Source organism: Glutamicibacter sp. (assembly GCF_035257265.1).
Classification (GTDB): Bacteria; Actinomycetota; Actinomycetes; order Actinomycetales; family Micrococcaceae; genus Glutamicibacter.
Genome location: NZ_DATEXC010000055.1, coordinates 1 through 25,198, shown reverse-complemented (window position 1 = coordinate 25,198; position 25,198 = coordinate 1). Strand labels below are relative to the sequence as shown.

Annotated in this window: 25 protein-coding genes and 1 pseudogene; 5 read left to right on the top strand and 21 right to left on the bottom strand. The window is 58.6% G+C overall.

The annotated features are described in order from the left end of the window. Nucleotides 1–6 precede the first annotated feature (6 nt). Nucleotides 7–3,072 (bottom strand): SMC family ATPase, encoded by a 3,066-nt coding sequence (locus tag VJ369_RS15275; protein WP_324092903.1) that lies wholly within the window; start codon nt 3,070–3,072, stop codon nt 7–9. Next, the gene (locus VJ369_RS15270; protein WP_324092902.1) at nt 3,069–4,232 is read right to left on the bottom strand and encodes an exonuclease SbcCD subunit D; all 1,164 of its coding nucleotides are present in this window, start codon (nt 4,230–4,232) and stop codon (nt 3,069–3,071) included. The genes VJ369_RS15275 and VJ369_RS15270 overlap by 4 nt, the downstream gene beginning before the upstream one ends. Before the next feature lie 50 nt (nt 4,233–4,282). On the opposite strand from VJ369_RS15270, the gene VJ369_RS15265 reads away from it, so the two are divergent. Then, nucleotides 4,283–5,224, top strand: a complete 942-nt coding sequence (locus tag VJ369_RS15265; RefSeq protein WP_324092901.1) for a hypothetical protein — start codon at nt 4,283–4,285, stop codon at nt 5,222–5,224. A 106-nt stretch (nt 5,225–5,330) separates the two neighbouring features. Here the strand turns inward: VJ369_RS15265 and VJ369_RS15260 are convergent, their stop codons facing one another. From VJ369_RS15260 to VJ369_RS15240, 5 genes are all read right to left on the bottom strand, one after another. After that, nucleotides 5,331–5,828 (bottom strand): GtrA family protein, encoded by a 498-nt coding sequence (locus VJ369_RS15260; protein ID WP_324092900.1) that lies wholly within the window; start codon nt 5,826–5,828, stop codon nt 5,331–5,333. 48 nt (nt 5,829–5,876) lie between these two features. After that, nucleotides 5,877–6,884, bottom strand: a complete 1,008-nt coding sequence (locus VJ369_RS15255; protein WP_324092899.1) for an exonuclease domain-containing protein — start codon at nt 6,882–6,884, stop codon at nt 5,877–5,879. 276 nt (nt 6,885–7,160) lie between these two features. Next, complete coding sequence (locus VJ369_RS15250) at nt 7,161–7,859, bottom strand: hypothetical protein (protein WP_324092898.1); 699 nt, start codon at nt 7,857–7,859, stop codon at nt 7,161–7,163. Continuing rightward, on the bottom strand, nt 7,847–8,776 hold the full coding sequence (locus VJ369_RS15245; protein WP_324092897.1) for an ABC transporter ATP-binding protein: 930 nt from the start codon (nt 8,774–8,776) through the stop codon (nt 7,847–7,849). Before VJ369_RS15245 ends, VJ369_RS15250 begins: the two co-directional genes overlap by 13 nt. After that, entirely contained in the window at nt 8,769–9,161 is a 393-nt protein-coding gene (locus VJ369_RS15240; RefSeq protein WP_324092896.1) for a GntR family transcriptional regulator, read from the bottom strand. The genes VJ369_RS15245 and VJ369_RS15240 overlap by 8 nt, the downstream gene beginning before the upstream one ends. Nucleotides 9,162–9,478: 317 nt before the next feature. Here VJ369_RS15240 and VJ369_RS15235 point away from each other — a divergent pair, with 317 nt between their 5' ends. Further along, nucleotides 9,479–9,787 carry a hypothetical protein gene (locus VJ369_RS15235; RefSeq protein ID WP_324092895.1) on the top strand — a complete coding sequence of 103 codons (309 nt, stop codon included), beginning with the start codon at nt 9,479–9,481 and terminating at the stop codon, nt 9,785–9,787. 91 nt (nt 9,788–9,878) lie between these two features. Here VJ369_RS15235 and rdgB read toward each other — a convergent pair whose 3' ends face one another. The 9 genes and pseudogenes from rdgB to clpS form a co-directional block, all read right to left on the bottom strand. After that, nucleotides 9,879–10,514, bottom strand: coding sequence for an RdgB/HAM1 family non-canonical purine NTP pyrophosphatase (gene rdgB / locus VJ369_RS15230; protein WP_324092894.1), 636 nt, complete (start codon nt 10,512–10,514; stop codon nt 9,879–9,881). Further along, nucleotides 10,511–11,245 carry a ribonuclease PH gene (rph, locus tag VJ369_RS15225; RefSeq protein WP_105674896.1) on the bottom strand — a complete coding sequence of 245 codons (735 nt, stop codon included), beginning with the start codon at nt 11,243–11,245 and terminating at the stop codon, nt 10,511–10,513. Before rph ends, rdgB begins: the two co-directional genes overlap by 4 nt. Nucleotides 11,246–11,352: 107 nt before the next feature. Then, nucleotides 11,353–11,793 (bottom strand): PACE efflux transporter, encoded by a 441-nt coding sequence (locus tag VJ369_RS15220; protein ID WP_324092893.1) that lies wholly within the window; start codon nt 11,791–11,793, stop codon nt 11,353–11,355. 195 nt (nt 11,794–11,988) lie between these two features. Then, a complete protein-coding gene (locus VJ369_RS15215; RefSeq protein ID WP_324092892.1) occupies nt 11,989–12,378 on the bottom strand; it encodes a carboxymuconolactone decarboxylase family protein in 390 nt (129 codons plus the stop codon). Nucleotides 12,379–12,523: 145 nt separating this feature from the next. Beyond that, nucleotides 12,524–12,892 (bottom strand): cupin domain-containing protein, encoded by a 369-nt coding sequence (locus tag VJ369_RS15210; RefSeq protein WP_324092891.1) that lies wholly within the window; start codon nt 12,890–12,892, stop codon nt 12,524–12,526. A 288-nt stretch (nt 12,893–13,180) separates the two neighbouring features. Further along, a pseudogene (locus VJ369_RS15205) lies at nt 13,181–13,975 on the bottom strand (MBL fold metallo-hydrolase); the annotation flags it as partial. After that, nucleotides 13,972–14,895, bottom strand: coding sequence for a glutamate racemase (gene murI, locus VJ369_RS15200; protein ID WP_324092890.1), 924 nt, complete (start codon nt 14,893–14,895; stop codon nt 13,972–13,974). The gene murI and the pseudogene VJ369_RS15205, both read right to left, overlap by 4 nt. Nucleotides 14,896–14,898: 3 nt before the next feature. Then, nucleotides 14,899–15,477, bottom strand: coding sequence for a DUF2017 domain-containing protein (locus tag VJ369_RS15195; protein ID WP_324092889.1), 579 nt, complete (start codon nt 15,475–15,477; stop codon nt 14,899–14,901). 5 nt (nt 15,478–15,482) lie between these two features. Next, a complete protein-coding gene (gene clpS, locus VJ369_RS15190) occupies nt 15,483–15,767 on the bottom strand; it encodes an ATP-dependent Clp protease adapter ClpS (RefSeq protein ID WP_096256356.1) in 285 nt (94 codons plus the stop codon). Between the two features lie 117 nt (nt 15,768–15,884). On the opposite strand from clpS, the gene VJ369_RS15185 reads away from it, so the two are divergent. Both VJ369_RS15185 and VJ369_RS15180 read left to right on the top strand, forming a co-directional pair. After that, complete coding sequence (locus tag VJ369_RS15185) at nt 15,885–17,183, top strand: nicotinate phosphoribosyltransferase (RefSeq protein WP_324092888.1); 1,299 nt, start codon at nt 15,885–15,887, stop codon at nt 17,181–17,183. Between the two features lie 59 nt (nt 17,184–17,242). Next, complete coding sequence (locus tag VJ369_RS15180; RefSeq protein WP_324092887.1) at nt 17,243–17,860, top strand: isochorismatase family protein; 618 nt, start codon at nt 17,243–17,245, stop codon at nt 17,858–17,860. Nucleotides 17,861–17,918: 58 nt separating this feature from the next. On the opposite strand, the gene VJ369_RS15175 is transcribed toward VJ369_RS15180, so the two are convergent. From VJ369_RS15175 to VJ369_RS15155, 5 genes are read right to left on the bottom strand one after another with little or no spacing between them, the layout of a single operon-like run. Next, nucleotides 17,919–18,578 (bottom strand): DUF998 domain-containing protein, encoded by a 660-nt coding sequence (locus VJ369_RS15175; protein WP_324092886.1) that lies wholly within the window; start codon nt 18,576–18,578, stop codon nt 17,919–17,921. Continuing rightward, entirely contained in the window at nt 18,575–19,417 is an 843-nt protein-coding gene (locus VJ369_RS15170) for a hypothetical protein (RefSeq protein ID WP_324092885.1), read from the bottom strand. Before VJ369_RS15170 ends, VJ369_RS15175 begins: the two co-directional genes overlap by 4 nt. After that, entirely contained in the window at nt 19,417–21,120 is a 1,704-nt protein-coding gene (locus VJ369_RS15165; RefSeq protein WP_324092884.1) for a bifunctional lysylphosphatidylglycerol flippase/synthetase MprF, read from the bottom strand. The genes VJ369_RS15170 and VJ369_RS15165 overlap by 1 nt, the downstream gene beginning before the upstream one ends. A gap of 47 nt (nt 21,121–21,167) precedes the next feature. Further along, nucleotides 21,168–22,934 carry a DEAD/DEAH box helicase gene (locus tag VJ369_RS15160; RefSeq protein ID WP_324092883.1) on the bottom strand — a complete coding sequence of 589 codons (1,767 nt, stop codon included), beginning with the start codon at nt 22,932–22,934 and terminating at the stop codon, nt 21,168–21,170. 59 nt (nt 22,935–22,993) lie between these two features. Next, nucleotides 22,994–23,266, bottom strand: coding sequence for a DUF3039 domain-containing protein (locus tag VJ369_RS15155; protein ID WP_229677163.1), 273 nt, complete (start codon nt 23,264–23,266; stop codon nt 22,994–22,996). On the opposite strand from VJ369_RS15155, the gene VJ369_RS15150 reads away from it, so the two are divergent. Beyond that, on the top strand, nt 23,244–25,198 hold a 1,955-nt coding region (locus tag VJ369_RS15150), incomplete at its 3' end, for an HNH endonuclease signature motif containing protein (protein ID WP_324092882.1). The genes VJ369_RS15155 and VJ369_RS15150 overlap by 23 nt on opposite strands.

Sequence of the window (25,198 nt, the reverse complement as noted above, 5' to 3'; positions counted from 1 at the left end):
TCTAGTTCAGATGGTGAGCATCACTTCTGGGGTCATATCAATTGTGGAACCGTGCTGGGTTTTGATAACCGTCACTCGGTTGGTAATTCGTTGTTTCATCTCCGAAACATGGGACACCAGACCGATCATGCGTCCGCCTGCACGCAGTGATTCCAGCGCTTCCATCACCTGCTCTAGGGTCTCGGCATCAAGGGAGCCGAAACCTTCATCCACGAAGAGCGTCTGCATATCTACCGCACCACTGTGATGTGAGATTACGTCCGCCAGTCCCAATGCCAGAGCCAGTGAAGCCATGAATGTTTCACCGCCGGACAGCGTCTGAGTGTCGCGTTCTTTACCTGTCCATGAATCCCGGACGCGCAGGCCCAGCCCAGACTTTGAATTGCCACGGGTGGAATCATCATGATGCAGCGAATAACGTTCGGAGGACATGATCTTCAGCCGCTCGGTGGCGGCCTGTGCAACTTCTTCCAAACGCGCCGCCAGCACATAGGTGCTCAGGGTCATCTTGTATTTGTTTTCTCCCCCGCCACGAATCACGTCGGCTAGATCTCGCAGTCTCCGGTACGCGTCGATGACCGGCCCAGAATCGGCACGGTACTCACTCAAAGCCCTCACCGAGGTACGCAGGCGTTCCAGTTGTGTCTGCGCCAGCACCTCGTCCTGGCGCGCGGACTCATACCGTTGCTCGGTCGCTTCAACGTGCTCGTTGACCCGACTCGTTTCCTCCTCGGATGGTGCGTCAATTCCTTGGGCCGTGAGATCTTTGGCCCGAAGGTAATCAGCGGATGCTTTGAGCGTGGTTATGGCACTGGCACGCACCGTGTCCTGGTGTTGCAGTCGCTGATATTCTTCACGCTTCTGCTCGCTGAGCAGGGCCGAAGCGTAGTCTTGGTCAGTTTCAAAGCCGGCTTCATCGCGTTGTTTGATCCACGTAGCCTCCGCTTTGCTTGCGCCGGCGATGGCAGCTAAATGATCTGTCAGTGCGTTATAGGCTCGGTTAAAGATCGTGAACTCGGCTCGCACCTTCGCTACTAGCTCGTTAAGCCCTAATTCGCTCCCCTCGCGTAGCTGGGCAAGTTTGACGTCAAGCTCAGCAATTTGGCCGCTCAACGATTCAACCTGCTTGCTGCTCGTAGCGTGGGCAAGTGTAGCCTGCGCAACCTTAGCGGTTTCCTTTTCGATACCGGTACGCAGTAACTCCAATTTTTGCGCCAGCTTGGTAACCTCCGCCTGTTTCGCGGTAGATTCATCCAGCTTTGCCTGCGTTACCTGGACAAGCGCTTGTCCGGTGGCAAGATCTGCATCTTTCGCAGACTCGGCTGCAGTCTCAAATTTGGTGGTCGCCACATCCCTGATTTTGGCCTTCGCGCCTTGCAGTTCCCGCTCTGAGTGAACGACCTTCTCCAACGCCACAATCTGTTCGTCATCGATGAGTCCGGCAGTATCCTCAGCCTGCGCCGGCTGCGGATGTTCCAGCGAGCCACAAACCAGACACGGCGAGCCGTCTTCCAACGCAGCGGCAAGACGCAAGGCGGTCTGTTCTAACTGCAGGCGTTGCGCTGAGATCAACGCAGACTCGGCAGCATTGAGTTTCAGGCTTTGTTCCGCATACTCAATATCCGCATTAGTCAAAGATTTTTGTAGCTTCTCGCGCAGCTTGATCTGCACAACCAGATCCTGTGCAGCTTTGAGCTCCTCAGTAGCTTGTTGCTTAACCTCAGCGGCTGCGACAAGATCTAGCTTTTGTGGATCGGCAGCGAGCTCTTCACGCTCGATTCGTAGCGCCTGAAGAGTCTGCTCCGCGTCTTCGAGGATTTTCTGCTGGTTGCGGACTTGTTGCTGTGCCTCTTTAAGTTCTTCTTGCAGTTTCTGCTGCTTAGTCTCGTCGGCCAGCGCTGCCTTGAGCACCACGAGACGGGTATTGAGTTTCGCCGCCCGTGCCCGAAGAACTTCTAGATCATCGCTGTTCGCTTGAGTCTGCACGTCGTAGCTAGTCGCTACGCTGCGCTGAGACTCGTGCCAGTCTTCCATCGTGGCTTCGAGGCTGCTTTTTGTCTCTTTGACCTGTGCCTCATAGCCTCGGATTCCGGCGGCTTTGGCGTGCAGGTTAAGTGCCGTTCCGGCGCGCAGAGCAGCCGCGTGGTTTTTAGCGTGTTCGGCTTCCAGTTCGCTCAATTCGGCACGGCGCTCAAAAACCCGTTTGCGTTCTTCCACGGATTTTTGGTTATTCAGCGCCTGGTCGCGCCGTTTGCGCAGCGTTGAGGTCTGTTCCTGACGGAAGGAATACATAGCGAAAATACGCGTCTCATAGTCCGCAAATTCAGCTGCCAAATCCGCCGGCGGCGCGATATCTTCCAACGCGTCATCAGGATCCACGGTCTCATGACTGGAAAGATAAGCTGTAACTTCTTGACGGATGCTATCTTCACGGGCACTGAGATTAGCCTCAATTTCTGCGGCTTTTTTACGTTCCCCGGCAAGACGCAGGTTGAACTCGTCCTCAATCTTCCCGTAGTCACTGGTATCGAACAGATTGCTGAGCAGGTCTTCACGTGCGGTGGCCTTGGCACGCAAGAAATCTGCGAACCCGCCTTGCGGGAGCATCACCACTTTGGTGAACTGATCACGGTCCAGACCTAGCAGGCCACCGAGGATCTGCCCTACTTCATCATTACGGGTCGACAAGGCCTCCCATTGTCCTTTGACCAGTTCGCGCAGAGCACTGGACGCCTTCTGCTCGGTGACTCCGTTTTTGCCCCGCTTGCTTGGACGCATCCATGCCGGGGAACGAGTCACCTCAAAACGACGGTCTCCCACGGTTAGTTCGCAGATGATCTGTGGTTCAATACCTTCTGCTGCATGATCCGAACGGATCTGACGGCTACCGGTCCGGTTTCCAGGCAAGGAACCATATATGCCGTAGCAAATTGCGTCGAGAATGCTGGATTTGCCGGCACCCGTGGGTCCATCAAGTAAAAACAATCCGCCAGCCGACAGTTCGTCGAAGTCGACTTCTTCGACTCCGGCGAAGGGGCCAAAGGCCTGGATATGAAGCTTATGAATTCTCATTTGCTCACCTGTGCTTCACGCGTGCTCCGGATGACCGAGTCAAGCAGTTCCCGTTCAAGTTCATCGGCCTGCCGGTCTCTGACATGTTCAATAAAGTCCGTGCAGACCTGTGCGGTACTTGTTGCTTTAGCCATCCGGTCTGAATACGTCGACTTTTCCTTGGCCCTGCCACCCTGCGGGTCAAAGGCGAGCACCACGGTGTCCGGAAAGCGAGTCCTCACCTTGCTCATCGCATCTGCCGGGCGTTCCGGATCGGTCAGCGTCACCTGGCACCAAGCATCCTCGGCGAAAGCCAGTTCCTTATCTGCAAGAAGATCTTCGATATTTCCGCGCAGGATGGCGAGTTTTTTCGGCACCGAAAGCAGTACTTCTTCGTACCCGGCAATTCCCTGTGCATCGGTATCGATCAGCCAGATTCCCTTGCGCTGTTTCACTTCCGAGAAGGAGTAGGCCAAAGGAGAACCCGAGTAACGGATTTTCTCGGCGATGCGCTGGCGCCCGTGGAGGTGACCTAGCGCGGTGTAGTCAAAATTCTCAAAGAGCCGCGCGGGAACCACGTCCAAGTTGCCGGTGCTTAGCTCACGTTCCGAGTCACTACCTTCACCGCCGGCGGCAAAGAGATGTGCCATTGCCACGGACACCACCGGGGTGCCGCTCTTCCGTAGTTCTCGCAGGTGCCCTTCGATACGGTTTATGGCCGCTGCAACCACCGCCGCGTGACTGGCTTTTTCCACCTGGAGCTCGTCCATTACCATCCGTGGCTCCAGATACGGGATCCCGTACACGGCCACGCGGTGCGTATCTGCTTCGAGCACCACCGGTTCGAGCATGCGTGAGGTATCGGCAAAAATATGCACTCCGGCAGAATCCAGGAGTTCTGAGGCGAATCCTAGCCGGGAGGCGGAATCGTGGTTGCCACTAGTCAAAATCAGGGTGGCTCCGGTTTTGCGAAGCTCGGCCAACACCCAGTTGCACAAACGCACCGCATCCACGTGGGGCAGTGCACGGTCATAAATGTCACCGGCCACCAACACCACGTCCACCTGGCGTTCACGGGTGATATCGATGATTTCCTGCAGTACGCTGCGCTGGGCATCGAGTAACGACGCACCATGGAAGGTACGGCCTAAATGCCAGTCTGAGGTGTGAAGCAATCGCATGATCCCACCTTATGCAATACCTTCGACAGTTTGCGCACTAGAATGTACTTGTGAATGAAACCGGTGAAATTGCACTCCTGCCAGAGAACTACTCAGACAAGGTGTTCGCGATCCTGCTCGGCCTAGCCGACGGCGCAACCCACGCCCGGGACGATATCGATCCCGGTGCCACCGAGCTACTCCCGCTCTATATGGTCGATGGGCTGCTTGAAGCCCTCGAATGGGCCAAAGATGGTGTGGGCAGCGACGAGTTAGCCTGCATGTGGCTCGCTTCGCTTCGCGCCTACTCTCAGCTGACCGGGTCCTTCCCGACCGGTGCGCCCGAGCCATTAAAGCGTTGGATTGATCTTGAAATGAAGAAGGTCGAGATTCATGACGGTCTGATGGCTGGCGATCCGCTGAACATGTCGGGTCTGAAATCTAAAGATATGGGCCAACGCGGACGCCCTACCGGCGTGAATGCGGACTCCACTGGCGTGCTTCCACGTGCTGCCGCGGTCGCGTTGCTCTCCCGTGTCCCAGAATCCACTACCGAGGCGTTGTCCCGTGCCGCCGCATATCTGACTCATGATGAGCAGGCTGCAAAAACCACGGTGGCAGCCGCCCGTATCGTCCGCTCCGCCATTGAACGCTCGCAGGCAGCTGGCAGCGAATGGGACGCTATGCTCGAAGGACTTGAAGGTCCCTCAGCGGATGCCCTGCGTCAGGTGGTGGCCGTGGTGCGCGATTCATTGCACCTGTCCCCCACCGATGCCTACGCCGCGTACTTCAACGCAAGTGGCGCAGCCGAGGTGGAGGAAGAATCCGATATCGAGGCGGCAGATGCCCCGGCAGCTGAGGAAGACGATAGCCGTGATCCAGAAACTGATGCCTACGCGGTAGCCCTGCTGGCTGCAGTGTATGGTTCTGATGCTGTAGGTGACCGTCCAGCTTCTGCGTTGGATGACATCATCTCTGAGCTTCACGACCGCTGGATGGCCTTGGTGGACTAACCCTCCCAAACGATTTAAATGACTCGGCCCGGAACCAAATTTTTGGTTCCGGGCCGAGTCATTTGTACAACGTGAGACGTACTGCGAGAAAACCGCTGGTTTTCGCTTATCCCTTGGAGGGAACCAACGCTTCCTGTGGTTCCTCAGGCAGGTCAATTTTCTGTGAATCGGGGAAAACAAACTTATGCAGTGCCCACCAGCGGAACACCATCGCTAGCAACGTGCCGATAATCGGCCCGGAGATAAAGTCTGCTACTTCTTGGCTGAGAAAAGATACCTGCGGGTAGTGGAATCCCAGGATCCAGCGCGATACATAGAGCGGAGCGGAGTTGATGGCAATGCCGATCAACGACACGGTGAAGAAGCCAATGGCTTGAACGCGCTTGCGGTACGCGTCGTTTTGATTTTGAAACGTGTACTGCCGGGTCAGCACGAAGGAGACCACCGTCGCAACAGCGTTAGCAATGATAAATGCAGTGGTTGGATGCGCTTCGAGCACCGTGAATTTCAACCCGTAGTTGACAACCAAAGTTACTACGAAGCAGAATCCGCCAACTCCAATAAATCGCATGAGCCTAGTGAGCATGCCATTTTTGTTGTTCACGTGTACCTCGTGGTGTTTAGTAGTTAAAAACGGTTCGGACTGCAGGACTCAGCCTTGAACGGCCATTCCGAAGCCCTCGACCAGCTGCATGAATTCACCTTCCGAGATGATTTCCACGCGCTGGCCCTTATCGCGCAGCTTCAGCACCTGCTTGGCCTTGTTGGTCAAACGTCCGTTGGCCAGATCCTGCGGAACAAATCCATCACCAACCACCAATGCGGTGGTAGCTCGGGTGACCCGCGAGGCGGTCTGTGCGCCGTAGTTTGCCGCCCACTGCTTAGCCTTAGGCCGCGGTACCGAGAGGTTTCCGGTGAACACCATAACCTGCCCAAATAGCGGGTGCGTACGATCTGCGTCCATATTTGGTTCGGGGTTCTCCCCCTCCTGCGGCCAGGATCCAAAGGAATCTAGGGCAGGCATCGGGTGGCCATTGGCCATCCAACCTTGAGCGTCTCGGGTGGCACGGGAGAATTCTTCACCCGGCCTCCATGACGCGGTGAGCCCCAACCCGACGTTGTAGTGATCCGCCGCGTGCAAGACGGACGGAGCATCACTTCGATGAGCGATATCGATCATTGCCCACGCGCAGGCTTCCGCGTCGGCGAGCGCCTCGTGGTGGTTTTCGATGGGGTGGCCGGCCTCTTCGGCGACAAACGGCAGCGAGTAGCTGGGTAAATCATAGGCTTTGCGGGCAAGTTTAACAGTACAAAGATGTGCGATTTCCGGGACAGCGAGTTCGCTGGCTTCCGAGGCGGCACGAATGACTCCGGAGTCGAAGGCCGAGTTATGCGCTACAAGCACGTCGGATCCGATAAATTTGAGGAGATCACCGAGCTTCTCCCCCACGCGTGGTGCGTCGGTGACCATGTCTTCGGTGATGTGGTGGATTGAGACGTTTCGCGGGTCGAAGTGGTCAAAACCTGCCGGCGGTCGAAGTAACCATTGTTCGGTTTCGACGATGCGTCCGGAACGGACCTTGATCAGGCCTACCGAGCAGGCCGATCCGATAAATCCGTTTGCAGTTTCAAAATCTAATGCTGTGAAGTCCAATGCCACGCATGACAGTTTACTCGTTAATGCTCAAAGGCCAGCATCCGAAGTCTAATGTGTGGATAATCCCTCCTGGTGCGCTGCGCATTCCGGAAGACTGCTATTCGAAGGCTAAATGTCTGATGACCTGTGTGTCTGCGTCAAAATCTCGATGTTGAATACGTGCGGCAACACAGACTTGTCACACTCGAGCTTTACAAGCACCGAAAACGGTTCGGTGGTGCATATACAGATGCCCTTGCCACGCCAAAACGTGTCAAGGGCATCTGGGCCGAACAACTACTAGGCTACGGTCGCTTTGCGCAAGGTCAGGTACGAACCTCCAGCCATCACTACCGCTACGACACCGCCCCACAGGGTCACGCCTGCGGCAGTCCAGGTCAGCGCCCAGGTCCAGAAGTTGGCCCAGAGCTGATTGAAGGTCAGCAGTGCAATTACTCCGAGCAGCAGCACACCCAAAGCGATGAAGAATACGAGCAGTCCAGTGGTGCGCCAGCGCATGTAAATAGTAGCGATCAAGAAGCCAACCATGAACAACAGCACCATCAGCACAAAGTAGAAGCCAATCTGTACCGCGACATTGTTATCGGCCACCCATTCCAAGGCGAAGAAGCGCGCATCCATCCACCATCCGCCGGTGGCCTTTTCGAGAAGTCCCATCAGGTAGTAGAAGACGGACAAGGCCAGAGCACACACTCCAAAGAGCAATACCGTGCCCAGGTAAAAACTTCTGCGCGAGACGCTCATCGCTTGGGAGAACGGGAAGGTTAAGGTCAAAGCTTGGATTCCCAATGCGAGAAAATACCACATCGGCGCCTGAGCGCCGCCGCCATACATTGTTCCTTCGCCACCGTTCTCGCGAACAATCCAGAAGATCACTAACGAGAAGATAAACGCGCAGCCGAGAATCAGCAGGGGCAGGCCAATAAAGACCCACTTGTTGATCAGCTGCATCCGAGCAACTTTGATTACGCGTTCCATGATGCTCTCTCCTTCGCTTGATCCTGATGTGCTGCAAGGACGTTGCGTCCCATGGCTGTTCGGACCACGAGTTGCTGCAACGACATTGGCGACAGCTCAAGACCGAGCTCTCGGGCTTCGGCTTGCTGGGCCGGGGTCAGCCGTTGCTGGATACTCACACTTGCCAGCGCACCCAACGAGTCGCGATGAATCACCGGATAGTCCGCAACAAACTCTTCGACCACATCTGCCTTGCCGCTGATCGTGACCGCGGCTCCCTGCAGTGATTCTGCGTCCTCGTCCATCACAATGCGTCCCGAGTCGATAATGATCACGTGTTCCAGCAAGTTTGCTACCTCGTCAATCAGGTGACTTGAGAGCACGATAGTTCGCGGGTACTCGGCGAAGTCTTCGACCAATCGGTCGTAGAAGATCTGCCTAGCCACCGCGTCCAGACCCAGATATGGTTCGTCGAAAAATGTGACTTCGGCACGAGACGCTAACCCGATGACCACACCTACTGCGGAGAGCTGACCGCGCGAAAGCTTCTTGATCTTCCGTTTGAGCGGAAGGTTGAAGTCGGCGATCAGTTCCTGAGCCAACTGCTCATCCCAGTTTTCAAAGAAGAGAGCTGCGGCTTTGAACGCCTGAAAGGCCTTGTACTCATCGGGGTATTTCTGCGATTCCCTGATGAAGCAGATCCGAGAAAGTGTCGCGTCATGTTCAAAGGGCGTATGGCCAAAGACCTTGACTTCGCCAGCATCGGGGAAGCCTTGCCCAGTCAAGATCGACATGAGTGTGGTTTTACCCGCACCGTTGCGTCCGAGCAGTCCGTAGATTTTGTGAGAATCCAGTTGCAGGTTCACGTCGTCCAAGGCCTTAACATCTTTAAAGGTCTTGCTGACGTTACGTACTTCCACTGGGGTTTGCTCAGACATGGCGAGATCCTCCTGGCCCTGCATCGATGATGGGTTGTGCCGACTTGATCATGTCCATGAGTTCTTCGGCTCCAATGCCGAGCTTTCCTGCTTCGGCGGCCAATGGCTGGACATATTGGTCATTGAATTTTTGCCTGCGCTTCTGCCGTAAGCGTTCCGGCGCGCCTTGCGCTACGAACATTCCGATTCCCCGCTTCTTGTATAGCAAACCCTCTTCTACGAGTTTGTTTATTCCCTTGGCCGCGGTTGCCGGGTTAATCCGATAGAAGGCGGCAAATTCATTAGTGGATGGCACCTGACCTTCTTCAGCCAGGACGCCAGAGAAGATGTCGTTTTCGATCAGCTCAGCGATCTGAATGAAAATTGGTTTTGAATCGTCAATCACACCACGCACCTCCTGCCTTTACTTGGAACCAACTGATGAGCTTCAGTTCATTGGTTCATTACTCATGTAACTAACCATAGAACCGGTTCAACTCTTTGGCAAGCATTGGGCAGAGAAATAACTTCAGGAAATAAAAAATTAGAGTGTGCATGACCAGCTAAATAATGACGCTGACCAGTCAGGACGAGTGCTGCGGCGAGCTCGGAATACTCGGAATTTAGCTGGCTCCCCACCTGCGCAATGGATCCCCACAGGCTGATGACGAAACATGAAAATGTAGGTATCGGAATTTCGATAACAAGCTAGGAGGCGTCACGATGTCCCTCAATCCTTTTCAGCCCGACTCATTTGACGGGCGACGGCGTGAATCCCAGAAACTCATGATGATGATCTCGTCGCTAACTCTCGTGGCAGCGGCATTAGCCGGCTCCCCCAGTGGCTCCACGGCAACTGCTTCCCAGCCTCACCTCACCAATAACGTCCAGAGCGGGAAAATTATCGCGCGGACTTCCGCTTCAGGCGCCGGGGCATATGCGATGGGCAGCAACGCGCAGCTCGCACTGCCCACCGCCGAAGCAGCACAGAAAATTCGAGACGAGAACTCCGAGCCAGCCGATCCCAGCTGAGCAAGCCCACGAAAATTGAACTATACCTAGATGCAAAAAATCCGGACGTTGCCAGGGCAGCGTCCGGATTTTAATGTACTGAAAAGACTTGCTAGTTTGAGCTCAGCACCTTGGTGACCTCGGCGATAATCACCGGAAGCAACTGTGCAAAGGCCTGCGCGCGATGCGAGATCGCGTTCTTTTCCTCGGCACTGTACTGCGCCAGTGAACGATTCGATTCTGCCGGCTGGAAGACCGGGTCATAGCCAAATCCACCGTCCCCGGCACGCTCGGTGCGCAAACTGCCCAACAGCTTACCCAGCTGCACATGTTCGGTGCCCTGCGGGGTCGCAAGTGCTGCGGCGCAGACAAATGCGCCGGTGCGGTGTTCGGCGGTGATATCCCCTAGCTGCGCAAGCAACAGGTCAATGTTCGCTTCGTCGTTTCCATGCACACCAGACCAGCGAGCGGAAAAGATCCCCGGCGCTCCGCCAAGCACATCGATGCTCAGACCCGAATCGTCGGCGAGCGCAATCAGCCCGGTCGCCGCACTGATTTCCCGCGCCTTCTTCAACGCATTGCCTTCGAAAGTCACCTGATCCTCTACCGGATCCGGTGCTCCTGCGGTAGCCGCGTCGATCACCTGAGTGTCGACGTCTAGACCTGGCACCTGGCCGCGCAGCAACTCACGCAGTTCGCGTAGCTTGCCTTGATTGTGTGAGGCAAGGACAAGAACGGGCTGGCTCATTTGGAATTCTTCAGGGTTTCGGTCTGGATCTGCGCCAATTCGGTGGTGCCGATCAAGGCGAGATCAAGCAGTGCATCAAGTTCGTCGCGCTTGAAGGGTGCACCCTCGGCGGTGCCCTGTACCTCGACGAAGTCGCCGCTGCCGGTGACCACAACGTTCATGTCGGTTTCCGCGCGAACGTCTTCCTCGTACGGCAGATCCAGCATCGGGGTGCCATCAATGATGCCTACCGAGATCGCTGCCACCGAGTCGGTCAGTACCTTTGCATTGGCCTTCAGGATTTTTTCGCCCCGTGCCCACTCGATAGCTTCGGCCAACGCTACATAGGCGCCGGTGATTGCTGCGGTACGAGTACCACCGTCGGCCTGCAGGACATCACAGTCGAGCACAATGGTGTTTTCGCCCAACTGCTTGGTATCAACTACCGCACGCAGGGAACGGCCGATCAGCCGGGAGATCTCATGGGTGCGACCTGAAACCTTGCCCTTCACTGCTTCGCGGGAGTTACGGGTATTCGTCGCACGTGGCAGCATCGCGTATTCGGCGGTGACCCAGCCGGTACCTTCGCCCTTGAGCCAGCGCGGCACGCCCTGGGTGAAGGAAGCGGTGCATAGTACTCGGGTGTTTCCGAATTCGATCAGGGCCGAACCTTCGGCTTGGGTGGACCATCCGCGGGTGATGGTGATGTCACGAAGTTGCGCGGCGCTGCGGCCGTCGGCACGTAAAGTCATACTTCCATAGTAGCGAAAACGCAGCATCGTTTTCGCCAGTGACGCCAGCCAGTGCTAGGTATGTTTAGGACAACAGGAGCCCAGCGGCGTGAGCATACCGGGGATTTTTACCGCGTGCTGTTCTGCGCCTTGGCCGGTGTGGGCCGCGCAGAAGGTACAAACCGATCAAAGAGCCAGGAGAAGGCAAAGGTGTAAAACAAGAAGAACACCAGCAGTCCGGCTTCCAAGATCAAAGCCTCGAACAGCGTGACCGACAGGATCCAGGCCAGGATCGGTACAAGAATGAGCACCAGTCCAGCTTCGAAGCCCACCGCGTGCACCACCCGACGGGCCACTGAACGCGATTGATCCGCTTGACGTTTTTCCCATGCTTCGAATGCAGAAGTCCAGGCGTAATTCCAGATCAGGGCCACCGCCGAGGAAGTTACCGCAACAATCCCGGAGTTTCCTCCACCAAATCCCATCAGGATCAAGGCTACCGAGGTGAGCAAAATAGCAAATAGCTCGTAAGAAAAAACGTAGACAATGCGTCGTAGAACCGGGGACACGAGGTGCTCCTTATGAATAGTCCATAGGAAGTCCTGGCGGGTTCGCGTCCATGGTGCAGTAATTTTTTAGTTCCGCAGGTCAACTGTGGAATCATTTCCAAGCTAGCACGCAGGAATTCGGCGCGCTAGGCCTCGATGAGCAAACTCACCAGTTGAGGCCTCCGCGTGCGCCCTTCATTGCACGGATTGCACCGCCTACGGAGCAACCGGGTAGTGGCTTTGAATGGCGATTCGGTTCCATCCGTTCATCACAATCGCCAACCAGCTGATCGCCGACACCTGTTCCTCGCTCAGCACCCCGGTGTTCCACGATTGATGCTGCGGTACCGGCAGCTGAGTAATTTCCTCAGCCAACGCCAGCGCTGCCTGCTCCACCTCGGAGAAGTACTGCGATTCCCACCAAGCTGCCACGACAGCGAGCCGATCCATGCTCTCGCCTAGTTTGATCGCGTCCCTCTGATGCATGCGCAAGCAGAAAGCACACCCATTAAGTTGAGACACCCGAATTTTGATGAGTTCGGCCATCAATGGGTCAAGTCCCGAAGCCTTAAATGCGGTGTCGGCCTGCTGGTTAAACTGGATCATGGCCTGATAAACCTCGGATGTACCTTGCCCAGATTAACCGCATTATTTAATGTTGCTGACATGGTGCCTGTCTCTCCTCAGTGCAGAATGGAAGTGGTCCCCGCTTTCAGCTTAGCGATCCAAGCCAGCTAAACGGAGAAAAGTCTCAGACTGAATCTGCTTCCAAATCGGACAGCCTAGGGCGGCCCAACTTCGCTACGCTGAGCAACACTGCGGAATCTTCGATGGCGCTCAGTTGGGAGCGCCCGGCCGGCATCAACAGCAGGTCCCCCGTGCGGGCCTCCCACGAATCGCCATTCGAAGTGAGCGTAATCCGCCCGGACAGCACCAGCACCGTGGCCTCTCCCGGATTTTCGTGCTCCTGAAGCGCCACTCCAGCTTTGATCCCAATTACTGCCTGCCGCATCGTATGCTCATGACCGCCAAAGACGGTACTGGCACTGCGTCCGGCCGGAGCCACAAGAGCCTGGCGAATCTGCGTCCGAGCCAGAGCAGTGAGCGAAAATTTCTTCATCGGTGCCTCAACAATCACTAGGTGCGGTGGCTCTAAGGATGGCCGAGGGTTGAAACCGGGTCAAGGATAAGACTTTGGGGTTAAACAGCCACCGGCGGAACATCAGTTCCGCCGGTGGGCTTAGTCAGTCGTTATTTTCCGCTACTTCTTGCGTTTGAGCAGCGGGAATTTGCGGACCTTCTCGTAATTGATCTTTGGCAACGAGCCGGTACGGGACTTGAGGTAATCGGTACCCAGATTGCCCTTAAAGAGCGTTGGGTGCTTCTCTTCCTTCAGAGTTCCTGAATACACGCCGTAGGTCACCCCGGAAATTGCCACCGCAATACCGCGGTCGTAAGTTTCCTTTGCCTCATTGACGATCTTGTTAATGTCGGTCCAGACCGGGATGTGAGTGAGCAAGAGACGTTCGGCACCGGCCTGGGTGGCCATCTCTCCGGCACGTTTACCGGTCAGGTGCACTCCATCGATCGCGTCGTCACGGCCTTCTTCAAAGGCAGCTTCGCACAAGAAAATGTCCGAGTCCTTGGCAGCATCCACCAGTCCTTGGCAGGTATCGGTGTCCCCCGAATAGGTCAGCACACTGGTGAGCAGTTCCCCATCCGGGCCCGGCTCGTGGGCCTCCACGCGCAACGCGTAGGACTCCTCGATAGGGTGGCGCACCGGGTACGGGGTAATCGTAAACGGGCCAATGTTCACCGGTTCCAGCGGTGTCCAATGCTTAAAGTCGTAGTCTTGGTGCATGGTGTCGCCCTCGGGCAACCCATAAGCGGTTTCGATGCGATTGGCGGTATCGGCAGGACCATGCACCAGCATCCGCTCGCGGTTCCAGCCGTTAGGATCCCAACGGATTGCCACGTGCATCCCGCACAGATCCATGCAGTGATCCGGGTGCAGGTGGGAAATCATGATGCCGTCGAGATCTTTAATATCGGTGTAGCGCTGCAATACGCCCAATGCACCAGAGCCCAAATCAAGCAAGATCTTCCAGTCACGGGTGCCGTCAAAGGCCGTCACCAGGTAACAGGACGCCGGGGAACTCGGGCCAGGGAATGACCCGGTGCAACCGATAATGGTCAGCTTCATTGCTTACTCGCTTTCGCCGCGGCAATCAGTTCCGGGGTTAGCCTGGTGATCGCACCGGTGGGATAGTGGGCGGCCACATGGTCCACATGGCGCACCTGCAACACTTCTGGTCCGAGGAACCGGCGAGCCAATACCCCAAAACTATCAGCGTTCCCGGTGGCAAGGAATTCATGACGCGCCGCCAACTGATCATCACGCATCAATTGATGGGTCGTCAGCGCGCGGAACGCGTCCTTTGCGGTCTCCTCGGCGCTGGACACCAAGGTCACCGAATCGCCCATCACATAAGAAATCACACCGGTCAGCAACGGGTAGTGCGTGCAGCCCAAGATGAGCGTGTCTACCCCGGCTGCTTTAAGCGGAGCCAAATACTCTTCGGCCTGTTCCAGCAGTTCGGCGCCTGCAGTAATCCCGGACTCCACAAATTCGACAAACCGTGGGCAGGCCACCGCATGCACCTTCAACGCTGGAGCTGCGGCAAATGCGTCCTCATAGGCACGCGAGCCCACCGTAGCCTGGGTACCGATCAGCCCGATCCTTCCGTTTTTAGTCGCCGCCACCGCACGGCGCACCGCGGGCTGAATCACCTCAACGACCGGGATTCCGTAGCGCGCGGTATACCGCTCACGCGCATCACGCAGCACCGCCGAAGAGGCCGAGTTGCACGCAATCACCAATAGTTTCACCCCGGCGTCCACGAGCTCATCCATAACACCCAACGCGTTAGCACGCACTTGGGCGATGGGCAGCGGACCGTAGGGCGAATTGGCGGTATCTCCCACGTAGATCAAAGATTCACCGGGCAGCTGATCAATGATGGCACGTGCCACCGTCAGCCCACCCACCCCGGAGTCAAAAATGCCGATGGGCGTATTAGCTTGTGGCGCGCTGACAGGCCCAGAGGCGAAATAAGAATTCATGACCTAGCGCTCCGCGCTCATCAATGCCTGCATCAAGGTGTCCTGCACCCAGGAGACCAGGTTGTAAACCAGGCCTAGGTATTCTTCGGAGGTGGTCACCTTTGCGGCGTCCACCAACTGCGCGATCCGCTCCGAATCGGCTTCGCTTTGAATGTTCAGCCGTTCGGCAAGCACCAGCCGCACATCGTTCAGCGCACGCGCAAAACCTTGGGCTTCGGATACCGAAAGCACCAGCTTCTCGGTCTCCAGCAACAGCTGAGCACGGCGTAACAAAGAAATCTTTTCGGTAATCAGATCCGCTTCGGTCAGCCGGCGGAATTCATCTGCCACCTCTTGATCATCCGAGGCATCCGGTAGCAGCCGTTTGACCGCGGCGTCGGAGGGTTCGGGCAGGTTCGCCGATTCTGGGCGCATCCCGGTCAGCGCGTACAGCGGGTCAAGATCTTCGGGCAGCTCGTGGATCTGTGCACGTTCTTCGAGCACGGTGATCACGTCGCTGAATAGTTCACGCAATAACTTTCGTTCCGCGCTCGCCAAGGAACCGGTGATGCCGCGGGCACCATTTTTAAAGGCTTTAGCCACGTAGCTTAGGCCTCCTGGGTCATGGTCGCTTGCAGACCGAAGCCGTGCATCGCATGCACATCGGATTCGATGGCCTCCCGGGAGCCGGAACGCACCACACAAAAACCATCGTTGTGCACCTGCAGCATCAGCTGATCGGCACGTTCGCGGGTGAACCCAAAGTAGGACTGGAACACGTAAGAAACGTAGTTCATCAGGTTTACCGGGTCATTCCACACGATCAGACGCCAGGCCTTATCCTGCGCCTTGACGGTCTCGGGGTTAGATATTACATCGGGCATAGCGGTCATAATTTCCATTTTACGCCCCAACACCGCGGTACACACGGTGCGTTGTGAATATCACCGCAAGCGTGAGCCGTTATACAGTAAAGGCCGGTCCATTCATTCTTCGATCAGGAGCACCACATGCTCACCAGCCTTTTCACCGACCACTACGAGCTGACCATGCTGCAGGCGGCCCTCGCCTCCGGCGCGGCTCACCGCCCCTCGGTCTTCGAAGCCTTCGCGCGCCGCCTTCCCGAGGGACGACGCTACGGCGTGGTTGCCGGCACCGGGCGTCTGCTCGAAGGGTTGAAGAACTTCCACTTCGCTGAGGCACAGCTGAAGTTCCTTTCGGACACCAAGGTGGTGAACAAGGAAACGCTGAGCTTCCTGGAAAACTTCAAGTTCACCGGTGAGATCACCGGCTACGCCGAAGGCGAGCTGTACTTCCCGAATTCACCGATCCTCACCGTGCGTTCAACCTTCGCCGAGGCCTGCGTCATTGAAACCTACATCCTCTCGATCCTGAACCACGATTCGGCCATCGCCTCCGCCGCCTCACGGATGATCGCCTCGGCCGGCACCCGGCCGTGCATTGAAATGGGCTCCCGGCGGACCCACGAGGAATCAGCGGTGGCCGCCGCGCGTGCGGCGATCATTGCCGGCTTTGATTCCACCTCTAACTTGGAAGCCGGAGCTCGCTACGGCATCAAAACCGTCGGCACCTCCGCCCACTCCTTCACCCTGCTCCACGATTCCGAGGAAGCCGCGTTCACCGCGCAGGTTAACTCCTTAGGCAGGGACACCACTTTGTTAGTAGACACCTACGATGTGGAAGCCGGAGTGCGCACCGCGGTCAAGGTCGGCGGTCCGCAGCTTGGCGGAGTACGCCTGGATTCCGGGGATCTCATCGCGCAGGCAGGTTGGGTCCGTGAGCTGCTCGATGACCTAGGCAACTGGAACACCAAGATCACCGTCACCTCAGATCTGGACGAATACGCAATCGCCGCGCTTGCCAGCGCCCCGGTAGATTCCTACGGGGTGGGCACCGCACTGGTGACCGGCTCCGGACACCCCACCGCATCGATGGTGTACAAGCTGGTGGCCCGGCAGGATTCGGCCGGCCAATGGATTCCGGTGGCCAAGGCCGCGGCAAATAAGACCAGTGTGGGCGGACGCAAACACGCGATCCGCCAGCTCAACGAACGCAACCGCGCCACCGCCGAGGTTGTCTCACTTTCCGAATTCAGCACCGGCGGTCCAGAACGCAAGCTGTCGATCCCATTTGTCACCAACGGCGAGATCGATGAGTCCTACATAGGCGCGTCCGGCGTTCAGAAGGCGCGCGCTCGCCACTACGCGTCGATTCAGGAAATGCCCGGTGTGGCGCGCAAGCTGCAGCGCGGCGAGCCGGTCATCCCCACGATTATGCGCGAAGGCTAAGCACTCAGGCAGTATCATGGTTAAAACCCCTACTCACTCGCAATGATTAGGAGAAACTTATGAGTAGAGCACTGCTAATTGTCGATGTCCAGCCCGATTTCTGTGAGGGCGGCGCGCTGGCGGTGACCGGCGGCAACGCCGTCGCGTCGGCTATCGCCAGCGATGTCGACACCCGCCGCGGCTCCTATGCAGCCATTCTCACCACTCAGGATTGGCATATCAGCCCGGGCGCCCACTTCTCGGACACCCCTGATTTTGTCGATTCCTGGCCGGTGCACTGTGTGGCTGGGACCGCCGGTGCGGCTCTGCACCCGCAGATCGCCGCGCTGGAAGTTGACGCGCACTTCGCCAAGGGCCGATTCAGCGCTGCCTATTCGGGTTTTGAGGCACGCTTGTTCGATCCCAACGCTGCGCCCGAGGATGAATCTGGCATGTTGCTGGCCGATTGGCTGCGCGATCGCGGGATCACCACGGTGGACATCGTGGGTATCGCTACCGATCACTGCGTACGTGCCACCGCGATCGACTCAGCGGCCGCCGGGTTTATCACCACCGTGCTGGCCCCGCTGACCGCGGCGGTCACCCCGGAAAACCTTCCAAGGGTTTACACGGAGCTGCGCGAGGCCGGCGCCACGGTGCTCACCCTCGGGTTGGAACCGCTCAGCCCCGCACCCTAATCCAACGCTTAAAAAACCAACGCTGCCGGACAATAAATTTGTTCGGCGGCGTTGGTTTTTAATTCCTCAGCTTCGCCACATCCAGGGACGCCAAATCGAGACAGAGCGCGGAAAAGGCTAGAGTTTGCACCCGCTGCACCACTCCTGGAAGCAGCTTGGGAAACACCACCGTGAGCGTTTCACTGAGCAATAGCACTCCCACGGCCGGACCCGCACCGGTGCGTAAGATCCGGGCTAACCCGTCCGGATCTTGTTCCGAGCGCTGCATTTTCCAATGCTCCAGACAGATTCCGGCTGCGGCCACCCCTGCCACGGTGGTGGTGGCGTAATGCATCGTGTGGCTGATACTTGGTGTCCACGACTTCTGCGCGTGCCCCGGGCGTAAATGCTCATGCGAAATCGGATAATCCAGTGGGCTGAGCGCATCGCCGATAGTTGCCGCACCAAAAACTTCCAGCCAGGTTCCCAACCACTTGGAACCGGCGCCGCGCACAGTGATCCCGGCGGAAATAAATAGGCCCCCGGCCCCCAGGTCAAGGACCTGGAACAGACGTCGATGCTCACGGTCTCGCGCAGCCAGTTCGGAAAGCAGAGTCACCCGGGGGTCCAGTTTCCAACCCAGCAGCGCCTCGGCGAGCATGCCGCTCGAATAGGCCACCGCGCCGACGCGCAACGCCGTGCGGCAAATCTTTGCCCGATCCAACATTTTCATGTTCATCGTCCTGCCATCTTTTCTTCGTCAACCTGCGCGCTCTGAGCTTCATGCAACGGATCCGCCCCGGGCTGTTTAGCCAACCACACGCAAGCCACCAGGCTCAGTGCGATCGCCATAAATTTAGCCGCTTCCCAGCCCGGCCGGGAGGCATCGCCGAGCAGCAGCATGCCCGCCACTCCGGGGATGACCACCTCGATCACCGTGAAGACCGCCGTCATTGCACCCACCGAGCCATGCTCCAATGCTCTGGTGTAGCTGGCCATTGCCGCCACCCCGGCCACACAGAGCACCCAGAGCAACGGTTGCCGCAGAATCTGCCACAGTGAACCGTCCAGTTCCAGGCCGCGCGCGGCCAACGCGGAGACGCTGGCAGCGAGGCCGGCTAAAATCGACATCGCCAGTGGTGCCCGGCGGCGGTAAAGCACCAGCAAGAGCACCGTCAGCAGCAGCATCACCGTACCCAGCACCGGAGCCAAGAGGCGCGGCGCACCGCTGGCAGGTTGTTCCCCGGTAGCCAGTGCGATCACCACCAACCCGGCAACCAGCAATCCCATGGCCCACCAGGCGGAGGTGCCCAGCCGCGAAGAAAAAACCACCTTCGCCAGCAGAACTGTCACAATCAGCGAACCAGCGATGAGCGCCTGCACGGTGAACAAGGTCAAAAATTGCAGTGCCACCAGCGAGGCCACCCACGCCACACCGTCCAAGCCCAAACCCATCAGGTACAGCGGCTGGGTAAAAACTTTTACCCCATCGGCACGTCGTGCGGCCACGGCCTCCAGCACCGAGGCACTGCCATAACAAATACTTGCGATCAGTGCGGTGATCAGCCCCAGCACCATTAGTTCTGCTCCGGCGTTCTAAGACGTGAGGACAGACCTGGCACCTCGGCATAACCTTCGGCCTGAGCCATCGCCAGCCCCTGGGTCAACCACAGATCTACGGTGCCCACCGCCGCATAGCGTGGTTGCCAGCGTGGATCGTATTTCGCATTAAACTTCCACAGCGAGGCGACCTGGGCATGCTTGGATGCCTGGCGTGCCACCAGCTTCTCAATCAGCGAGGCATCAGCAGCGCCGGCGATCGCTTCGCGCAGGACCGCAAAGTTCAGCCCCAACCCGCCAGCTCCCTCGGCACGCAGCTTAAAAATGGTTTCCAGGATCACAAAGTCGGTCAGCCCGCCAGGCACCTGCTCGGCGGTGCTGCGGCGCATCACATCCAAGGACCAGCCGTTAACCGCGGGCGCCGGAACCCACTGAATAAACGCTTGGGCTACCCCGTCGGCATCCAGCGCAATGGAGAGCAGCAGTTCTTGATCCGCCGGGTCAAAGAGACGCGAAAGGGTCATGGAAAAACCTCGCTCCACCTCCCCCTGCCGGCTTTCGGCGGCAAGCACGGTCAACCGCTCGCGGAGCAATCCGTCAATCTCCAACGGGTTGCGGTGCACCACCGTGTACCCGGCCCGGGCCAGCCGTGCGTGGCCCTGGCGTAAGGATTTGAACTTTTTACCGTCCAGGGTAAACCCTTGGGTTTCCACAATTGCCTCATCGCCCAGATACACCGCGCGCAAACCGGAGTGTTCGTAAATATCCAGCCAGCTCGCCGCCGCGCCGAGCACGCTGACGCTCAGCCCGCGGCGCTCGGCGAGCAGCATGAATTCGGCCCAGATTTCTTCGCGCTGCGCCTCGGGACCAATCGGATCCGGAGATACCAAACAGACCGATCCGCGCACCGCATAGGCGATCACAGACCCGCCCAGGAAAAAGTACTGCTTGTCATCACGCAAGGCAAAGTAGTCCAGGGTGCCGCCGCCATGGGCCAGCACCACCGCCCGGGCGCGTTCTCGGTCGGCGAGCTGCTCGCGGGTTCCGGCGGGCCTGGCACGGTTCGAGTCATAAAGGAACCACAGCACCATCGCCGTGAGGCAGATGATCAGCGCCGCGGCCAACTCCCAGCGCGGATGAGCACCGCGCTCGGCCAGCTCTCCGCCAAAGGCACCGAACAGGGTCTGCACCTCCCCGCCGATGCTCTGATGCCCGGCCTTCATCTGGCGCACAAAAAATCCGCCCGCGATCAATGTGGCGACGCCCAGCGCGCCGACGCTGATCCACAGCACCCGCCGGGTCAAAAATTTGCCCGGCCACACCGGGAACGCACGGTGCTTGGCGGCCAGCCAGATTCCGCCGGCCACGGATAACACCATCACCGGCCAGTCACTGAGCTTGCCCAGGTGGAGCACCGCGTTGGCCAGCAGCAAGATCAACGACCCGGCCCACGCCACACCGTTTCCGGTGCGCAGATAGCGGGCGACAACAAATAATCCAAAGGCACCGAACACCGCGTAAATGCGCGAGATCTGCGTCAGGAATTCGGGGAACAAGTTCACCGGACCCTGCAGCCACCCCGAAATCAGAGAGGTCAACGGGTGCAGCAACGGACCAAAAAGGCTCACCACCGCCAAAAAGATGGCTAAATAAGACGCGGCGGCCCGGGCGCGATCGCGTTGATGCACCCGGGCTGCGGCAGAAATATTGCTACTGGTCATAGCGGTAGTATCGCACCGGATTCAGCCGGTGCGTGCCACCGCGAAGGTTATTTACGTCCCACAAACCAGTCTTGGAGCTTGTCGATGCGTGCCTGGAGCTGATCGGCGGTAGCTTGCGGCACCGCCGGACCGCCGCAGACGCTGCGCAGCTTATTGTGCACCTGCCCGTGCGGCATCCCGGTGCGCGAGGCCCACGCGGACACGTTCTTGGACAGCTTCGAGCGCAAATCCATCATCCGTCGATGATCACTGACCGGGGCCGGCTTCGTGGCACCGCGGCTGATCTGCTTATTCTGCTGCTCACGCAGCAGCGCGGAGACCTGCTCGGTATCAAGCAGACCGGGGATCCCCAGGAAGCCGAGCTCCTCGTCGCTGCCCAGCTCGGCGCCGGTGCCAAATTCACCGCCGTCAAAGAGCACCCGGTCAAAGGCCGCCTGGGAGTTCAGCGCCTCGAACTTGGATTTGTTCAGCTCATCGCTGGCCTTCTCCTCGCGGTTGGCCTCCTCCAGAAACGCGTCATCCAACCCGTCTTCAAGCTTGTCGCCCTCGCGGTCCAGTGCATGGTCGCGTTCAACTTCCATCTCGTTGGCCAGTGCCATCAGCACCGGGACCGAGGGCAGGAACACGCTGGCGACCTCGCCGCGCTTGCGGCTGCGCACAAAACGTCCAACCGCCTGCGCGAAGAACAACGGCGTAGAGGTGCTCGTCGCATACACGCCCACACAGAGCCGGGGCACATCCACGCCCTCGGACACCATGCGCACCGCCACCATCCAACGCGAGTCCGACGCAGCAAATTCGTCGATCTTTTGCGAGGCCTTGGGGTCATCTGAGAGGATCGTGGTGACCTTCTCGCCGCAAATCGCCTCCAGCTGCGTGGCATAACCGCGCGCATCTTCATGGTCGGTGGCGATCACCAGGGCGCCGGCGTCCTTCACGGTGCGCCGCACCTCGGAAAGCCGCCGATCCGCGGCGCGCAGCACCGAAGGGATCCAATCCCCATGCGGGTCCAGCGCGGTACGCCAGGCGTGCGCGGTGACATCCTTGGTGAATCCGGCGCCCAGCTCGGCTTCCATTTCTTCGCCCGCGGCGGTACGCCAGCGCATCGCCCCGGAATAGGCCATAAAGAGCACCGGGCGGACCACGTTATCCTTCAGCGCCTTGCCATAACCGTAGGAATAGTCAGCGGTCGATCGGCGGATCCCGTCGCCCTCATCCACATACTGCACAAAAGGAATCGGAGCGGCGTCCGAGCGGAACGGCGTACCGGTCAGCGCGAGCCGGCGGGCAGCCGGTTCAAAGGCCTCACGGATACCGTCGCCCCAGCTCAGCGCATCCCCGGCGTGGTGCACCTCGTCCATGATCACCAGCGTGCGGGCACCCTCGGTTTTTGCCCGGTGCACCGCAGGCTTCTGCGCGACCTGCGCATAGGTCACCACCACACCCAGATAGTGCGAGCCGTGCCGGCCATCGGCGTTTTTATAATTGGGGTCCAGCGAGATTCCCACGCGCGCCGCCGCATCGGCCCACTGCTTTTTCAGGTGGTCCGTGGGTGCGACGACGATCAGCCGGTTGATCTTGCCCGAATCCACCAGCACCTTCGCCAGGCGCAGCGCAAAGGTAGTTTTACCCGCGCCGGGGGTAGCCACGGCCATAAAGTCCCGTGGTTCGGTGTCAAAATATTTGGCCAGCGCCTCGGCCTGCCAGGCGCGGAGTTTCGGCCCGGTCCCCCAGGCCGCCCTTTCCGGGTACGCCGGCGGGAGCTTGTCTTCCAGTGGAAGCTTGTCACCAAAGTCAAAAAGTGTCTCGGTCATATACCTTTTCCCGAACGTGCCTGCTGCTTGCCGTATTACCTAGTGCTCAGCGCAGCAATTTAGCCCATCAGGGTTTCGTAAATTTCCTTGCATTCGGGGCATACCGGGAACTTCTTCGGGTCCCGCCCCGGGGTCCACACCTTGCCGCACAGCGCGATCACCGGCTCGCCGGACATCGCCGACTCCATGATCTTTTCCTTCTGCACATAGTGCGCAAAGCGCTCATGATCTCCGGCTTCGACACTTTGACTCGTGTCTGTGCGCTCGATCGTTGCCGTTCCGCCACGGGTTTCCTCAGACTGTTCCACCATGGCTTCAAGTCTAGTACGCATTGCCCGCCGCAGGCACCTCAAACGGTGGGAGCTTATCCACACGCGCTACCCCTTGACGAGTCCCCGCCACCTTGCCCAGCCCCAATCCGCGCGCTCCACCCCACGCCGCATTATCGGCACTACCAGCACCTTTACCCACCCCCAGCTCTCCCATCATCGATCCCCACCGACCGCCTCCACCACCGGCCGGGCCCGCTTCCTCCAGCCATCAAATGTTCGATCCAACCGGGTGTGTCCGCACTTATCCACATTCGGTGATGCCTCCACTAGTCCGGCCCACCGCCCCGCGCATACTCAACTCATGAACACCACCGCCGGGGCCACCCTCACCGAACTGCACACGACGCTCACCGAGCTCACCGCAGCCACCGGCACGCCAGAAAACCTCACAGGCGAAACCCTGCGCAAACTCGCCACCACCGGCACCAAGCTATTCACCTTCCTGCGCCTGCACCTGGCAGACACCACCGATCCCCGCCTCGCCCTGGAACTAGCCACCACCGGCCAGCACCTCGAAGACGAAGCAGCCCGCCTCCGGGTCACCGGCGCCGACCGGCTCGCCGCCACCAACGCCCACACCCTAGACGAAACAGAACTCGACACACTGCGCACCACACCCCCAGACACCAGCCGCGCGCCGCGCCGCTGCCCGGGTAAAGCAAGCTTCCAAACCCCCGCCGCACTGCTCGCCTCCTGGACTCACATCCCGTTCGGTGAAGCGAACAAGCTCATCAACGACGCGAGTGACTTGATCAGCCGCCGCGATATGGCGGGCAACCAGCTCCCACCGCGCTTTGAACACCTCGCCGCGTTATTCACCACCCCCGACCCGGCACACTCCCCGGCCCTGCACCCAGCAGCCGTGCGCGAAACCAGTCAGAAACTCGCCAATCGCGAACCGAAAGACCAGACCTTTGACGGGATCCGTACCGAGCCAACCTTGTTCCATGCCGATGGCCGCCCGGTCGAAGAACACGCGGCTAACCTGTTATCTGCTGGGCAGAGTGTTGCCGAAACGAACAAACAGGTCAAAGAGCTGATCACTACCGCCAGCACCACTGCGGGCACTGCGACGTCTTCGTCGTTGCGTCGGGGGTTCTTCCCGCTGCCGATCAAGAACGAGTTCACCCGCGAGTTTCTCTTGCGGGTCACCACGGTGGAAGGTGAGTATTTTGATTCGTTGGCAGCGCATGCAGCTAACGGACGCACCCGTGCTGGGGCGCAGGCTCGGGTCAACCGTCCTCCGCAGGCTGGCACGGGTGACGAACCGGCTAGTACTCCGGAGTCCTCCGAACCAGTCCCAGAACCAGAAGTCGAAGCACCAGAGCAGATGGCCCCAGTAGAACCCAGCATCTTGGATTTCTTACCCGAAGGGGCGTTGGAGGAAGCGATCTGGGAACCAGAAACCGTTGAAGCTCCGGCTACGGTCCCGGAACGGGCGTTGAACGCGTTGCTGGACCTGCTCACCACGATCCCCACCGGCGGGGGTGGCAGCCAACGGATCAGACCTGAGGTTCTGGTGCATTTGAAACTCGAAAATTTGCAGGACCTCGCCTCCGGGGACGCACGCACCGCTCACGGGGTGAAACTTCCACCCGGGGATCTGCGGCGGTTGTTATGCGAAGCAGATATCATCCCGGCGGTATTCAATTCGAAGAGTGAACTGCTTGACTATGGCCGTGCCCAACGGTTGGTGCCGGAGAAACTTAAACGCGCGGTCCTGGCGCGTGATCATGGGTGTATTGTGCCTGGTTGCACGGAGCCGCCGGAGAAGATTGAGTTTCATCATATTGATCCGTGGTGGTTGGGCGGCGAGACGAAGCTGATCAATTTGGGTGGTTTGTGCCGGGGTGCGCATATGGATGCTGATTCTGGCCGGATTAAGCTTGTGGTGGTTGATGGGTTGCCGCATGTGATTTTGCCGAAGCATCT